Here is a 15197-nt window from a genome sequence, read left to right as displayed (position 1 = left end):
GACGCCTTTGATCTTATCGTGAACGTATTATTATTCAGTTTTGCGTTTTATGCAAAATAGGTGATGTAAGAAACGGTATTTTTGCAAGAATGATTGTCAGGCAATATGCGTATATCGAAATCAAAACCATTGGATTGAAATATGAGTGCACTAAACATTATCGAAACGCGACGTTCTATAAAGCATTTCGATTCAGATCATGCTATGCCTGATTCCACTTTTGAACGTATTCTTAATGCCGCCATCTTGGCACCCACCTCTTTTAATATTCAACATTGGCGTTTTGTGAGAGTAAAGAATCCATTGTTGCGACAGAAAATCAGAGAGGCGGCGTGGGATCAAGAGCAGATTACAAGCGCATCAGAGCTCGTAATAGTATTGGGTAACTCAAAAGCGTGGTCAGAAAACCCTGAAAGATATTGGAAAAATGCACCGACTGATGTGCAGGGAATGTTAGTCCCCATGTTGCAGCAATTTTATCTGGGGCGAGAATGGTTGCAGAGGGATGAAGCCATCCGTTCGGGGGCAATGGCGGCACAAAACATCATGCTCGCGGCAGAGGAAATGGGCTACAACACCAGCCCAATGATCGGAATAGATTTTGATCAAGTCGCGGAACTGATTAATTTACCCGATGATCATGTTGTTGTGATGCTATTAGCCATTGGCAAAGGCATACAGCAAGCCAAGCCCAGAGGAGGGCAGTTGCCTTTGCGTGAGCTATTGGTCGAGGATGCGTTTTAAGTACTCGCGTTGAGGTTTAAATGACTCGTTCCACTATCCATTAAATAACTCTTTCCACTATCCAGTAGTAGGCATAACCTGCAATCACTGCAGGGATAGTGGAATATACGGTCGCGAGAAAAGCGGCTTTGGGTGCAAGCGCTATTGCAGGAAAGAGCGCATCACCATCATTGCTAATGGCGTTAGCCAGCTGTGCGGACAATGGGATGGCGCCTTGAATATATAGTCCAGTTACCATTATTTGTGGCCCACAACCCGGTAGCAATCCCACAACAGTTGCAAACAAAATGCTTGTGCTGCCTAGGCTATGCAAAATATTGAGAACGTCCTCCCCGAAAATATGTAGGATCAATTCAAACACTATAAAGGCAACCACCACCCAGCTCGTCACAAATTGCGTGTCTTGCGCTACTTTTCTAATCCAATGTTTTGGCAGTATGTTCTCATTCTCTTTGGCCAGTTCTGAATAGCGGTCACTTTTTGCTGACATTGCCCAAAGACACAGGCAAGCAAACCCGGAGATAGCACCAAGTGTTTCGATGCTTTTGTCTGGGAGCGCTAATAATGCGTTTACGTCGTATTGCATGGCCAACAGAAAGGCAATTATCGTCGCTGGTATGATTAACATACACCAAAATGCAATGCTGATACGTGATAGCCAGATATCAGCGATTGTTGGCGTAAGAAGTGCTGTGTCGGGGTGCGCTTGCTTCTCTAGATTTGTATGCTCGGGGAGCAAATTTGGGTTCGGGTTAATTTTATTTACGACTAGTCCAGACACTATTCCTACGGAAACGCTGATCGATAAGACGATTATTGCGTCGACGGGCTTTTGGCTGATTAATAAGAATGCCGCGTCCCCCATTGTGCTGGTTAATACAGCGACAACGGCGCCAAATCCGATTTTACGTTGAGTGTATTGAGTGATGACAATGATGGCGCCACCGCAACCAGGTAAGACACCCATTATGCCTGCGAAGATAACTTCAGTGTATGGGCGATGCTGCATCCACTGCTGTATCTTTGATGAATTGAAGTGATGGCTAATCCCATAATAAAGGGCAAGTGTGGCAGCGACAAAAGCCGATACTTGCAGAAAAGCATCTGCAAGAACCGACGCAATATCCTCACTTAGTGTCGGGATGAACCAGAGCACTGCGACTAAAAAAGGAATAACCATCCTCTTGTTCAGCATTAGACTAGGGTGTCTTAGTATTTGGGAGGGCACAATTGCCGCATATTTGGTATTAATAACGCGCACCTAAATTTGTTAAATATGATCGTAATGAAAATGATTATTGTTAATTTACATAAGTAAATCAAGTAATGATTCTCAAGTTTTCGCTATGGCTCTAATAGGGCGTCTAAAATAGGGGTAAAAATAAGGCTGTAAATAAGGTTGGCGGTAAGGTAATTGTAGGATGGGAGCGCGGTTAAAAGTAAGAGCGAAAAGTGAGGTGGTAGGTGAGGCTGAGCGGATAAACAAGAGCCAGTGATTCTGTATTACACACTGACTCTTATTGCTTGGCTCTTAATACTCGACTCTTATTATTCAGCAATCAGAGCTAGATTACATGGAGTCTAGTTAGGTTTTGAAGTGGTTGATATTTTTAGCAAGCGCTTCCGCTAAGTGTTTTACTTCTTCAGATTGTTCTGCGCTGCGTTTTGCGAATTCAACCAATTCCAGAGAGCTGTTTGATACCTCTTCAGTATTGTCATTGATGTCTTTTGTTACGCTTGTTTGCTCTTCAGTTGCGCTGGCAATTTGAATCGCTCTTTCATTTATGTTGTTTACTGAGAGTAAAATAGTATCGAGACTGTTTTTAGTTTCATTGATATCCGCCACACTGTTATTCGCTTGTTGATAGCCTCGTTCAATACTTTCTACAGCAGATTTTGTTGTTCGTTGCAGTGTTTCAATCATCTTTTGTATTTCTTCGATTGAACTGTATGTGCGCTGACTAAGCTCTCTCACTTCATCAGCGACCACGGCAAAACCACGTCCTTGCTCGCCTGCTCTCGCGGCTTCGATTGCTGCGTTTAGGGCTAATAGGTTTGTTTGCTCCGCGATATTCGAAATGGTCGTCAATATGCCATTAATGTCGTCGGCATTGTCATTCAGTTCGTTGATCACCTCGGCAACGCCTTTGATGTCGGTTGCTAACGAACTGATGGTGTTTTGACCCTTTTCAACTTGTGCTTGTCCTACACGACTTGCCTCTAAAGAGTCATTTGCTTCTTGTGCTGTGGTTTGAACACTTGTTGCTATCTCTTGAGTCGCTTGGGACATCTCGGTGACGGCAGTGGCGACAAGGACAATCTTTTCCTGTTGTTTGTCCGACAGCGCTGCACTTTGTGACGACGTTTCGTGAGAATGCTGCACTTGCGCTTCTAAGTTTTGGCCGATGTTTTTTACATTTGTAATAGTTTGATGCAAGGTGCTGACGAACTTATTGAAGCTATTTACCAATGCCGCGATTTCGTCCTTAGAGGTGGTTTCGAGCCGTTGAGTTAGGTCTCCGTTCCCTGTGGCTATATTTTCCATCGTTGTGGTCACGCGACGCAAATCTCTAAGTAACCAATTAACCAAGCGCATGAGAATTAGAAAGGCGGCAACTAAGATCACAAGGCAAATAACCACGATATGAAAGCCGTAGCTTGAAATAGGGGTATTAAGTGTCGCCTTATCCAAGACGAGTCCAACGACCCAGTCGCTGTTTTTTAATGGTTTGAGGTAAAGGTATTTGTCATTGCCTTTTTCTTCAAAATCTATGAACTCACTCACTGGTGTGTTGAGGCTTGCCATTTTGGCCTTGGTAAGTTCAGGGGTAACCTCTGTGCTTTCTTTGAGGATCAGCGCTTTGTCTTTATGGGCAATGATCTTCCCACTGCGGCTTAATATGATTAAGTGGCCGTTACCAGCGACTTTGAGATCCAGAAGGGTGTCTAAGATACTATCAAGGAACACTAAGGTACCGATTGCGCCTTTAAACTGCCCACCAACTTGTACTGGTTCGACAAAGGTCATGGAGAGCTTTTTAGTCGATGATGAAATATAAGGGGCAGTGACATAGTCTTGGCCTGTCGACTTAGCTGTTTTGTACCAGCCGCGTACTCTCGGGTCATAACTCGCACTGTTAAGAGAAGGGTCGTGGCGATACATATGACCGTTCTCTAACCCGAAAAAGGTCATCCCAAAATTCAGACTTGATTGAGCCTGCTGTAATACAGGGAGAATCTCTTTTTCGTTTTCGCCAACGGAAGACAATTGTTTTTCAAAACGTGCCTTCAATGTCGCAGCGGTACTTTTTCGATCTGTCATCCAGCTGCTAAGGTAAGCTTCTATCGCTTCTGCCTGTGATTCAGCTTCTGAGAAGGTGGCTGTTTGAATGGAGTTACGGTATTCGTTGTAAGAGTAACTGCCAATGCTAATTGCAATGATGATAGCGAGTGCTATTGAAAAAGTTGTGATTTTTGTCTGAAGAGACATGGCCATAGGTAGAGTCCTTACTTTCGGAGATTAATTACGTCAAAGACCTTTTCAAAACGTTGAATAATTATAAAAGTTAGTTAAAAAACCTCGACGGCAATGAGAATGGCCGCCGTATTCAAACGATTTCTTTTGTAAGTTATGTAACTAGGATAGGTCTGAAAAGTGACAGGGAGGTTACTCTGAAGCAGCTTTTAGTCAAGCTATTAATCTTAACGCCGATCCGTTAAAGCAAAAAAGTTGACTATAACGTCAAGATAGAAGACTAGGTTAGCGTGTCAGGTCGAAAATACAGAGAATCATAACGAATTTTTCCGTATGTTTGACCCGATCGCTATACTGTATAAAGGCTACTGTGAGCAGGTAAAACGACGTTACAGCTTAACAATAAGCTTGCCTTTATTTTCGCCGCTAAACAGTAAGTTGATACCGGAAGTGGCGCTGTTGATGCCTTCGAGAGTGTGGGCTCTGTATTTAAGCTCGCCCTTCATCAACATTTGGCCAAGTGCTTTGCCATATTCGGGGAATTTGTGAAAATGATCGGGCATCGTAAAGCCTTGGATGTTTAAGCGCTTCTTGATTATACCAACCCAGCTCGGCCCTGCTGAGGCTTCGGTTTTGTTGTATTCTGCGATAAGGCCACAGACGGCGATACGGCCGTGTGCATTCATGGCATTAAAAATAGGGGCTTGTGCTGTCCCACCCGTATTTTCGAAAAAGAGGTCGATTCCGTTGCTGGATGCGTTTGTAAGCTGGTTTTGGAAGTCGTCGGCTTTGTAGTTTAAAGCATGGTCAAAGCCAAGTTCTTCTGTTAACCACTGACATTTTTCGTTCGTTCCAGCGACACCTATGACGGTAAGGCCAAGGTTTTTCGCCATTTGACCAACCAATGAGCCAACGGATCCTGCTGCTGCCGTAATGGCAATCGTTTGACCCTTTTGTGGCTTAAGGACCTCGAAAAGGCCGTGATATGCTGTCACTCCAGGAAGAGCGACAACGGAAAGGATCGCTTCTTGAGGTATCTCTTTGGGAACAATGTTCAGATTTGAACCATCACTCACAGCGTACTCTGTTAAGCCCATTAGGCCCATTACTCGGGTGCCAACCGGAAATTGCTCATTCTTAGATTCGACAATGTCGCCTACACCGCTTGCACGCATAACATCGCCAAGTTTCACGGGCGGAATGTAGCTGTTTTCGTCAGGGCTCATCCATCCTCGCATGGCAGGGTCGAGAGAAAGGTGACTAAGTTTAACCAGTACTTGTCCATCCAAAAGGTCAGGCTGGTTGAGTTCTACAACATCAAACAGGTCTTCGCTGATAACGGTTTCAGGGCGTTTTTTTAGAGTGATGGCTTTGTAAGACATTATTTAATCCTTCTGTTTTCATCGTCTAATTTAAGTTCTGTTAATGGTAGCGTGAAAAAACGAAGTGTTGTTTGGATCAAATATGGAGATTGATAGGTAGGCTGCTTAATAGTGGAGTGGTGATGATCTTTCACGTACCCCACGTCGTGAGTCTTTGCTATGTTTACTATTCTGAGCCGTCTTTTGCGTCGCTGTTCTTGGTCGAAGGTGTTAGATTGGCTTCGCGCTGAACGGCGGCTAATACACCGCGTAAAATACCAAGCTCTTGTTTTTCAGGGCGAGAACGATTGAAGAATCTTTGGAGTTTCTCAAGGACTTTGCCTGGGTGGTTTTTGATGATGAAATTTAAGCCGTAGAGCGTTTCTTCTAAATGCTCATGGAACAGGTCCATTTCTTTTTTACGAGGGTACTCGGCGGTTTCCTTCGCATGGATGGATTGATCTTGATTCGCCATCCAAATCTCGTAAGCAACGATTTGTACTGCTTGGGATATATTTAGAACCGGGTATTCGTCGTTAGCGTCGATATATACTTGGCGATGGCATTGAGCAATTTCTTCGTTCAGGAGACCTGTTGTCTCACGTCCAAACACAATGGCGACATCGTGTTGTTTTGCTTCTGGGATGACCGTTTCAGCACATTCTCGAGCATTCATAATAGGAAGCTGGAAGGTTCTATGACGCGCGCTGGTGCCAATAACCAAGCTACAATCTGAAATGGCTTCTTCAAGAGTGCTAACAATCGTCGCGTTTTCTAATAGATCAACCGCACCTGCCGCGCGACTGGTCGCTTCATCAGAAGGGTAGTCATTTGGATCCACCAGATACAGATTAGAAAGGCCCATATTTTTCATTGCGCGTGCAATCGCGCCGACGTTTCCAGGATGGAAGGTGTTAATTAAAACGATTCTGATGTTACTTAACATGAAACTTGTATTTCTCTATTAGGCCTTAAGGGCGCAATGTGATTGAGCGTTCAGTGCTCGTAAAATCAACAGAGTCCATTAAGGTGTGTTCTTGATCATTAAAAACAAAATGTTGGCAGGCGCGATGATACAGGGAACCTGTTTCTAAAACCAATTTGTATTTGCCTCTAGGGATGTAATTGGCCGCAAGGGCTTGTTTGGCATGAAGGTAGATGGCAAACGGAGGCGCTCCTTCTAACGACTCAAATCGCAACATGCTCGCGTGAGGTAGCTGATTGAGTACGCGTAACCGACTCTTGCCAGCGGGCTTTTTATGCGAGCCGTTAGTACGCTCTACTAATTCCCCATGATCGGGAGCGATACCTGGATGACCGTGACAGCCATAAATCTCAGCATTTTCAAACGTTCCGAAACCAAACTTTGATGCGCTTGCCCACCCAGTGTGATTACTAAATTTCAATGCCAGCCAATTCCCTTTCGCCTGTTGAACTGTGACGTTTAAATTCGAAGGGATGTCCATTAGGGGTGGGTTCGATGAGTTAGGCTCTGAATACATAGGCGTCACGTCTAGGGTATAGGCATCGCCTAATCTTAGATTGGGGTAGAGTCCAGCAATATAGCCAATTTCATCTTCTGCCGTGTTCGGGTTTGGCACATTTACTTCTTGCCAATATAGGGTTGTGTAAATGCCCGCTGCAAAACAGGCAATATATGTTGTGGCTCGAAAGGCGAGTTTTGCAGACTTTAATCTAATCGGACTTGTTGTTGGTTTAGGTTGTTTAGACGATGTATTGTCTGTATCGAAGGATGAAAATGGGTTTTGGAATGTTTCACTGTCAAACTGATATTGAGTGTTTGTCGTCGTGTCATTGTTTGGATTGATGTCTGAGTGCTTAAAGAGGTTTTCTTGTTGAGAGTCTGCGTCTGAATACGGCGATGAGCTTTTTGAACCGTAGTCGAATGATTTCTTTTGCTTAAACGCCTCTTCGTATAGGGCTTTTACCCTTCTTTCATTCAGGGTATTACGTGCGGCGCGTATTGCTTCGTCTCTTGCTTGGTCCTTTTTGGCGTTGTTGCGCTTCATTTCTTCATAAGCGCGCTGCCTCTCGCGTACGAGTTCTTCTTGTGCCGTATCATTTTTGAAGCTAAAGCCTGATTTCGTAAAAGATGAGGGCTTTGCTTCACTTGCAAAATGATAGGGTTGCCAGTCCTGAGGTTGCGTTCCCGACTTTATAGCGTCCAGCACGTTTTGATAGGCTGATTGAAGCCGTTGAAACAACTCCGTTGTATCGTTATCTGGGTTTTTATCCGGATGATACTGACGAGCTAGACGTCTAAAGGCTGCTTTAACATCTTGTTCCGTGGCCGTTGCCGGTATTTGTAGTATGTGATAATCGTCTATCAGGCTCATCGTGATTTAGTGTTTGCCTCTTGGTGTTTCAATATTATGCCCGAACTCACTCGAAGCGCAAACTATGGAGACGTTTCCCACTTAATTGTCGTAGCGATTTTGCATTTTCTCCCCTATGTCCTTGCAATTTTTCGTTTATTTTACAAGTATAGGTTGTTTGATTTTATTCGAGTTTTTTATGAGTACTGAAATAGGCACTGAGTCCTTAACGCATCTGGATGCGAAGGGGAATGCGCATATGGTCGATGTGGGCAATAAACAGATAACTGAGCGTTCAGCGACGGCAAGGGCGTTAGTTGAAATGAAGCCAGAAACCCTAGCGAAAGTCATTGCAGGTGGTTTGCCCAAGGGGGATGTGCTGGCGACGGTCAGAATCGCAGGTATTCAGGCGGCAAAGAAAACGCCGGACCTTATTCCGCTTTGTCATCCTTTGATGCTGACAAAAATAACGCTCGATATCGAGCCGATTAACGAGTCTCAAATTGAAATACGCTGTACGTGCAAGCTTAGTGGTAAAACGGGCGTAGAAATGGAAGCTTTGACGGGAGCCAGCGTAGCCGCGCTGACACTTTATGATATGTGTAAGGCGGTCGATAAAGGCATCACTATTAAAGAAACTGGCTTGCTGACCAAAACGGGCGGCAAGAGTGGAAATTGGAATATAGATCAAGAGGGAAGTAAGTGATGGCGAAAATTAAAGTGGTGTACTTTGCTTCAATTAAAGAAATGCTGGGCAAAGACTCCGAAGTAATCGAATTAGACGCGTCTTTATCTGTATCCGATCTCAAAGAGCGGTTAGCAAGTCAATACGCTCAGCCTGAGTTGGCGTCGTCGAAAACCAAAGCGGCTATTGATCAAGAGTTTGCGAGAGATGGCGATATTATCGATCCATTAAGTGTAACGGAAGTTGCGTTTTTTCCTCCAGTAACCGGTGGTTAGTTCGAGTGTATCTAGGTCGAGAGTTTCTAGTTCGAGTGTTTTTAGTTCGAGAGTGTAAATGGCATATCAAAAAGTAAATATAGACGTTAAGAAGTCAGTTAAGACTGTTATTAGCGTTCAGACCGACGACTTTTCAGTGGCAGATTTATACAGTGGTTTATCCTTAGACAAAGCGACGGGCGGCATTGCTATGTTTGTTGGTTTGGTCAGAGATTTCGCTGGTGCCGAACACCATTCGGTTGCTGTTGATGCGGCCTTTGAACTTGAGCACTATCCTGGAATGACGGAAAAAAACATGGCGTCGATCGTTGAAGAAGCGACGAATCGATGGGGGTTGCAGGCGGTGACCGTGGTTCATCGAGTGGGGCGGTTAAACATTAGTGACCAAATTGTATTTGTTGGCGCGAGCGCCGCTCACCGAACGGAGGCGTTCGAAGCGTGTGAATACATAATGGACTATCTAAAAAGCCGAGCGGCATTCTGGAAAAAAGAAACCGTTGCGGGCAAAGGTGCGTGGGTAGAAGCCAAAGACCATGATAAGCAGAGTTTAGACCGTTGGCGCTAAACAGGTCGTAGCGCTTTCTTTTTAGCACTGGCGTGGCGTTCACGATATTCTGTGTCTATGTATCGATCGGTTGTTGCCATACTTGCGTGCCCAGCGTCTTCTCTTACATGCTCTTTAGGTCTGACTTTTACATCCTCAGATATTCCCGTATGTCGTAGCCAATGCACGGTTGCAACGCGCAAATCTTCGGCGTCTGTTTTCATTCCGTCTTCACACATTCTCTGATAAGCCGAATCAAAACAAAATTGGACAATGTTTCGCACTTGACGTGAGCTTGTCATGGCGCCCTTGCCACGATTTTTAGGGATCACGGGCGTCATTTCTGCCACGGTAGGTAAATCAGGTAAGTCCCTAAAGCGGCGGTAACGCGTTAAAGCTGTTAGCATTTCATCCGAGACGCTCACTAGGCGCTCTTTGTTGCCTTTTGAGAGCACTTTGAACCACCAATGACCGTCGGCGTCTTTAATAAAGTCTCCCATAACGGGGGCAGAACGTTCATCTGCGACCAATTCAGAGATACGTAAGTACATCCCTAAAAGCGCGTTCATGATAAACAAGGTGCGCTCATGCATGTTCGGGTCTTGCTCTGCGAGCATTTCTGCCGTTTCTATCACGTAATCCCATTGTAGGTTTGAGATACGCCTAACTTGTCGCCTGGTAATTTCTTTTTTTACAAATTTACTTTTTTGACGAATCAGAGCAACTGGGTTTTGACTGATTGCCTCTTCTTGCATCAAGAATCCATAGTAAGACGACAGTATTGAGAAAATAGCGCGAATGGCGGCTTGAGAGAGTGAAAACTGCGAGGACTTAGGGTTTTCTCCATTTCTAAATTCGACCTTGGATATATGTGATACAAAAGGGCGCCATTCTTTATTTGGTACGCGTTGACCCATATGGTTTTTGTATCGTGCTACGTTTTTGGTGCCAATCCAGTCCTCTGGTGGCGACACGCAAAAATGTATAAATTCTTCAACTTGGTCTCGCCTTAAGCTGGAGGTAGGGGATTCATTAACAAACCAAGACCAGAGAATAAGGCGCTCAACCTCTCGGCGATAAGAATTAAACGTCGCCTTAGAGCCGTTGTAACTGTAGATGAAGCATAAGGCGAGCTGAAGGTCCCTTTTGTAATCGACTTCTTCTAGAAGTTTGATCTGCGTTTGCAGTGGCGAAACAATATGATCGAATTGAGTGAAAGGGTTCGCGAGTTGCTCTAAGTTATCGATTATCGGACTGGGCGTCATTTGTGGCTCATTAGTGTAGGCTTATGGCGATAGTAACAAAAAAATTATCGGAAATAAAAATGCCTTCCAGAAGAAGGCATTTTAGAGGCGAAACGTTCGCTTTATAACGTTACGTTCACGTTATGGGTGTTGTGCGGCTTCAAGTTCCGTGTTTAAAGCTGTTGCAACGCGTGTATGCGCTTTTCAATTGGAGGGTGACTAGCAAACAGTTCACCCAACTTTGGACTTCTGCCTAAGCGGATACCAAACGCTAGCATGCCTTCAGGCATATGTGATTCTTCGTGCTCTTGTTGCAAACGAGCGAGTGCCGCGATCATTGACCCTTTACTGGCTAGGCGAGCGCCTGCTTCATCTGCACGGAATTCACGGTAGCGAGAGAACCACATTACAATGGTCGACGCCAGAATGCCAAAAAGAATCTCGAAAATAAAAGACGTAATATAGTAGGTCATACCAACGCTGCCTTCTTCGTCATCTTTACGCATAAATTGATCGACAGCGTAGGCAGCAATACGTGCGAAGAACATGACAAACGTATTGACGACGCCTTGTACTAAGGTCAGTGTAACCATGTCGCCATTTGCCACGTGACCAATCTCATGACCCACCACGGCTTCTATTTCGTCTGGTGGGAACCGATCCATCATACCGCTAGAAACCGCCACGAGTGCGTCGTTTTTGTTCCAGCCCGTCGCAAAAGCGTTGGCGTCGTGTGAGGGGAATATCGCCACTTCAGGCGTTTTGATGCCGGCTTCTTTTGAAAGTCTGGTAACGGTATCGAGTAACCAAGCTTCTTTGTGATTTTGTGGCTGAGTGATGATATTTGCGCCCGTGCTTCGTTTCGCCATCCACTTCGATATAAATAGCGAGATGAAGCTGCCAGTGAAGCCAAATACGGCACAAAATATGAGCAGAGAGGTTAAGTTGAGTCCTGTACTTGAGATGTATCTGTCTACGCCGAGTAGGCTTAGAACAATACTCGCAACCACGAGAACGGCGATGTTTGTCACCAAGAAAAGTAAGATACGCATTGAGAGCTCCAATATAGTTATATGAAAGTGAGACAACTTTCCTTACAAGGAGTTCTTTGTCTCTCTTTCTGAGCATCATAGGGGCAGTGAAGGGTATTTCAAGGTAATGAAGAAGTATAAGCGAAATTTATTACTTGCTTGTGCCTCTTCATCTCTAGCGCTAATGGCGTCGCACTAATAAAGTCTGAGTTTTATCAGTGCAACGCTCGCTCAGATTGGTAGCGAATGCGTGGCTTATTTAGTGCGCATACGGTGTAGAAAGTCAGCAAAACGAGACATTGCTGGTTGTAGTTCTTCGACATGTGGCAAGAACACAAAGCGAACGTGGTCATGGGTCGGCCAGTTGAACCCAGTACCCTGTACTATCAGTACCTTTTCCTCTTTTAAGAACTGAAGCACGATGTCGATGTCGTTTCGAATGTCGTACATTTTACGATCTAACTTAGGGAACAAGTACAGTGCGCCTTCGGGCTGGTGGCACGTCACGCCAGGGATGTTGTTGAGTGTTTCCCATGCGACTTTACGTTGTTCGTAAAGCCTGCCGCCTGGCACTATCAATTCGTTTATACTTTGATAACCGCCAAGCGCCGTTTGAACTGCATGCTGAGCGGGAACATTGGCACAAAGACGCATTGAACTCAGCATGTCCAACCCTGCAATATAGTCCGTTACGCCAACTTTAGGGCCAGTTAGGATCATCCAGCCTGCTCTAAATCCAGCGGTACGATATACCTTCGACAAGCCTCCGAATGTGATGCAGGGAATGCGTCCTTCGGTCAGTGTGGAAGTTGGCAAATGAGTCGCGCCATCGTACAAAATTTTGTCGTATATTTCGTCAGAAAACAGTAATAAGCCATGTTCTTCTGCCAGTGCTACCAGTCCTTGCAGCGTTTCCTTTGTATATACAGCACCCGTTGGGTTGTTAGGGTTGATAATAACCAGTGCTTTTGTTTTGTTGCTTATCTTCGATTTGATATCTTGAAGGTCTGGTTGCCAGCCGTTGTCTTCATCGCATAAGTAATGTTTTACATAACCACCTGAAAGGGTAGCGGCAGCAGTCCATAGCGGATAATCAGGCGCAGGGACGAGGATTTCATCGCCGTCATTAAGGAGTGCTTGCATTGCCATAACAATCAACTCACTAACGCCATTCCCCATCCAAACATGGTTAACGTCTGCTGATTTGACGCCAAGCGCCTGATATTTTTGCATGACGGCCTTTCGGGCAGAAAAAAGGCCTTTCGATTCACAGTAGCCTTGGGCGGTTGGTAAGTTTTTTATAACGTCGACCAGAATTTCGTCTGGTGCTTCGAAACCAAATGGGGCAGGGTTACCTATGTTTAACTTAAGGATTCGTTGCCCTTCATCTTCCATGCGCATGGCTTCTTCCAAAACGGGGCCACGAATTTCATAACAAATGTTTGCAAGTTTATTGGATTTGCGAATTAGCACCTTGATTCCTTACTATTAACCCTCATCGATACGGCTATACTTTTACAAAACCGCAAGTTCGGTTCTAACGTACGATATTTATTTACGGAGTGTTCTTATGCCTCATGATACCCCTAAGACGGAAAAAGTCACGAAGTCGGACGAGGAATGGCGTGCTCAATTGACTGAAGAGCAATATGTGGTGACCCGCCAAAAAGGAACAGAGCGAGCTTTTACCGGGAAATACGACAAATTCTATGAAGATGGGGAGTACCATTGCGTGTGTTGCGGTGCGCCGCTTTTTACTTCTTCTGCAAAGTACGATTCGGGATGTGGTTGGCCGGCCTTTTACGAAGGCATAGAAGAAAACATTGATGAGCACGAGGACAACTCGTGGATGATGCGGCGTACAGAAGTCGTTTGTTCAAATTGTGATGCTCATCTTGGCCATGTCTTTCCTGATGGTCCTCAGCCAACGGGCAACCGTTATTGCATTAATTCAGCATCAATTGCGTTTTCAGGTGATGACTCAAAAGACGAATAGGGTAGAGCTTATAAAATCAAACTAACCCTTTATTAAGATAAAAGGGACGCAATGTCCCTTTTATCTTTTTGTAACACAACCTTATTACGCCTTGCCTTACTGTATCTTACGTCTATATAGCCTGTTTGATTCAGTGCTCTACTTTTGTAAGAGCAAAATGACGTTAGGGTCATTTAATAGTCGTGTGACGGTATCGGATGCTAATTGACTCATTGCCTCTTGAACTTCTTCTTGCGTAGGGAGTGAGCCATACTCATCAATCTTTTGAGAAACATAGTTCGCTCGGTACGTTTTGTTTTTGGCTTTTAGTTCAAGAGAGAGCGAGTAGTCTAATGTTGCTTCCGTTTTTAGTACCTTTTTCGTTGTCGTATAAGACAGCTTAGACAGAGTCACCTTTAAGTCCGCTGGTGGCTGCCCCCCTTTATTTGGTTTAAAGCCGAGCTTTATTAATCCTTCGGTAAGCGCTTTTTTAATATCCTCTTTCGATGTGGCTGACAGCATGATGTCTGCATGCTCACCGATGCCTGTATTTATTTCTCCAATTTTTCCATCAAAAGACGACAGAACCGTAATATCGATAATTTTGTCATTGGTAAGCGTGTTCATGCTTACTTCTGGGGTAGGGGTGATATTAATAGTGTGTGTTGTGCTCGCACAGCCGCCTACTATAAGCGCACTGACTAAAATGGGTAGGGCGATAAACTTCATAGGGTATTAACTCCATTTTGTACAAAAAATATAAAAAACAACGGACTAACCTAAAAGAGTGAGAGTTTTTTTAAAAAAACTGTTGATTTTCAGATTAGTAACAGTAATATACGCACCCGCTCACACAGCAAGACTTTAAACGCTAAAGCCACTCTACGTCGAGTTGGTTATGTGTGAATTGTGTCCCATTCGTCTAGAGGCCTAGGACACCGCCCTTTCACGGCGGTAACAGGGGTTCGAACCCCCTATGGGACGCCACTTAACGTAAGCGTTGAGTATAAAGAAGTTGTATTGCAATGTGAATGTTTGCGGGAATAGCTCAGTGGTAGAGCACAACCTTGCCAAGGTTGGGGTCGCGAGTTCGAGCCTCGTTTCCCGCTCCACTTTCTACGGAAAGTAATTGTGTCCCATTCGTCTAGAGGCCTAGGACACCGCCCTTTCACGGCGGTAACAGGGGTTCGAACCCCCTATGGGACGCCACTAATTTTAAAGATTTGTTGGTAAGGTTTATATCTTATTAACGAGTTAGCTAGATCAAACCGAATAGGGGAGATCAGCGACAATGCGGGAATAGCTCAGTGGTAGAGCACAACCTTGCCAAGGTTGGGGTCGCGAGTTCGAGCCTCGTTTCCCGCTCCAATGTTTAACGTTGGTTTATTTATAGAGTTGAAATCTTTCTACGGAAAGTAATTGTGTCCCATTCGTCTAGAGGCCTAGGACACCGCCCTTTCACGGCGGTAACAGGGGTTCGAACCCCCTATGGGACGCCACTTCCTTTTACGTTATGATACCAAACAA

The 15197-nt window shown here is 44.8% G+C and carries 14 protein-coding genes and 5 tRNA genes; 10 read left to right on the top strand and 9 right to left on the bottom strand.

Features of this window, described 5'->3' with window-relative positions; genetic code table 11:
* Positions 1-141 precede the first annotated feature (141 nt).
* On the top strand, positions 142-744 hold the full coding sequence (locus MARME_RS11600; RefSeq protein ID WP_013661454.1) for a nitroreductase family protein: 603 nt from the start codon (positions 142-144) through the stop codon (positions 742-744).
* Positions 745-784: 40 nt separating this feature from the next.
* Here MARME_RS11600 and MARME_RS11595 read toward each other — a convergent pair whose 3' ends face one another.
* From MARME_RS11595 to MARME_RS21475, 5 genes are all read right to left on the bottom strand, one after another.
* The gene (locus MARME_RS11595) at positions 785-1939 is read right to left on the bottom strand and encodes a putative manganese transporter (RefSeq protein ID WP_041647902.1); all 1155 of its coding nucleotides are present in this window, start codon (positions 1937-1939) and stop codon (positions 785-787) included.
* A 390-nt stretch (positions 1940-2329) separates the two neighbouring features.
* Positions 2330-4240, bottom strand: a complete 1911-nt coding sequence (locus MARME_RS11590) for a methyl-accepting chemotaxis protein (protein ID WP_013661452.1) — start codon at positions 4238-4240, stop codon at positions 2330-2332.
* Between the two features lie 368 nt (positions 4241-4608).
* Entirely contained in the window at positions 4609-5601 is a 993-nt protein-coding gene (locus MARME_RS11585) for an NADP-dependent oxidoreductase (protein WP_013661451.1), read from the bottom strand.
* Positions 5602-5767: 166 nt separating this feature from the next.
* Entirely contained in the window at positions 5768-6526 is a 759-nt protein-coding gene (gene trmJ / locus MARME_RS11580) for a tRNA (cytosine(32)/uridine(32)-2'-O)-methyltransferase TrmJ (RefSeq protein ID WP_013661450.1), read from the bottom strand.
* 25 nt (positions 6527-6551) lie between these two features.
* Positions 6552-7937: a J domain-containing protein gene (locus MARME_RS21475; RefSeq protein ID WP_013661449.1), complete on the bottom strand. Its 1386-nt coding sequence runs from the start codon at positions 7935-7937 to the stop codon at positions 6552-6554.
* A gap of 178 nt (positions 7938-8115) precedes the next feature.
* Between MARME_RS21475 and moaC the strand changes: the two genes are divergently transcribed.
* From moaC to MARME_RS11560, 3 genes are read left to right on the top strand one after another with little or no spacing between them, the layout of a single operon-like run.
* Positions 8116-8622, top strand: a complete 507-nt coding sequence (gene moaC, locus MARME_RS11570; protein ID WP_013661448.1) for a cyclic pyranopterin monophosphate synthase MoaC — start codon at positions 8116-8118, stop codon at positions 8620-8622.
* The gene (locus MARME_RS11565) at positions 8622-8876 is read left to right on the top strand and encodes a MoaD/ThiS family protein (protein WP_013661447.1); all 255 of its coding nucleotides are present in this window, start codon (positions 8622-8624) and stop codon (positions 8874-8876) included. The genes moaC and MARME_RS11565 overlap by 1 nt, the downstream gene beginning before the upstream one ends.
* Before the next feature lie 58 nt (positions 8877-8934).
* Positions 8935-9441, top strand: coding sequence for a molybdenum cofactor biosynthesis protein MoaE (locus tag MARME_RS11560; RefSeq protein WP_013661446.1), 507 nt, complete (start codon positions 8935-8937; stop codon positions 9439-9441).
* Here the strand turns inward: MARME_RS11560 and MARME_RS11555 are convergent.
* The 3 genes from MARME_RS11555 to MARME_RS11545 all read right to left on the bottom strand — a co-directional run bounded on the left by MARME_RS11555 (position 9438) and on the right by MARME_RS11545 (position 13168).
* A complete protein-coding gene (locus MARME_RS11555; protein ID WP_013661445.1) occupies positions 9438-10685 on the bottom strand; it encodes a tyrosine-type recombinase/integrase in 1248 nt (415 codons plus the stop codon). The two genes, MARME_RS11560 and MARME_RS11555, sit on opposite strands and share 4 nt — an antisense overlap.
* A gap of 152 nt (positions 10686-10837) precedes the next feature.
* Positions 10838-11716, bottom strand: coding sequence for a protease HtpX (gene htpX, locus MARME_RS11550; RefSeq protein ID WP_013661444.1), 879 nt, complete (start codon positions 11714-11716; stop codon positions 10838-10840).
* Positions 11717-11950: 234 nt separating this feature from the next.
* Positions 11951-13168 (bottom strand): pyridoxal phosphate-dependent aminotransferase, encoded by a 1218-nt coding sequence (locus MARME_RS11545; protein WP_013661443.1) that lies wholly within the window; start codon positions 13166-13168, stop codon positions 11951-11953.
* Between the two features lie 97 nt (positions 13169-13265).
* Here MARME_RS11545 and msrB point away from each other — a divergent pair, with 97 nt between their 5' ends.
* On the top strand, positions 13266-13691 hold the full coding sequence (gene msrB / locus MARME_RS11540) for a peptide-methionine (R)-S-oxide reductase MsrB (RefSeq protein WP_013661442.1): 426 nt from the start codon (positions 13266-13268) through the stop codon (positions 13689-13691).
* A 138-nt stretch (positions 13692-13829) separates the two neighbouring features.
* On the opposite strand, the gene MARME_RS11535 is transcribed toward msrB, so the two are convergent.
* On the bottom strand, positions 13830-14399 hold the full coding sequence (locus MARME_RS11535; RefSeq protein WP_013661441.1) for a YajG family lipoprotein: 570 nt from the start codon (positions 14397-14399) through the stop codon (positions 13830-13832).
* Positions 14400-14581: 182 nt separating this feature from the next.
* Here MARME_RS11535 and MARME_RS11530 point away from each other — a divergent pair.
* The 5 genes from MARME_RS11530 to MARME_RS11510 all read left to right on the top strand — a co-directional run bounded on the left by MARME_RS11530 (position 14582) and on the right by MARME_RS11510 (position 15169).
* Positions 14582-14657: transfer RNA gene (locus tag MARME_RS11530), tRNA-Glu, on the top strand.
* 50 nt (positions 14658-14707) lie between these two features.
* Positions 14708-14782 (top strand) — tRNA-Gly (locus MARME_RS11525).
* Positions 14783-14803: 21 nt separating this feature from the next.
* A tRNA-Glu gene (locus MARME_RS11520) sits at positions 14804-14879 on the top strand.
* A gap of 84 nt (positions 14880-14963) precedes the next feature.
* A tRNA-Gly gene (locus MARME_RS11515) sits at positions 14964-15038 on the top strand.
* Positions 15039-15093: 55 nt separating this feature from the next.
* Positions 15094-15169 (top strand) — tRNA-Glu (locus MARME_RS11510).
* The last annotated feature ends 28 nt before the right edge of the window (positions 15170-15197 follow it).

Source organism: Marinomonas mediterranea MMB-1 (genome assembly GCF_000192865.1).
GTDB lineage: Bacteria > Pseudomonadota > Gammaproteobacteria > Pseudomonadales > Marinomonadaceae > Marinomonas > Marinomonas mediterranea.
This window is presented reverse-complemented; position numbering and strand designations above follow the sequence as displayed.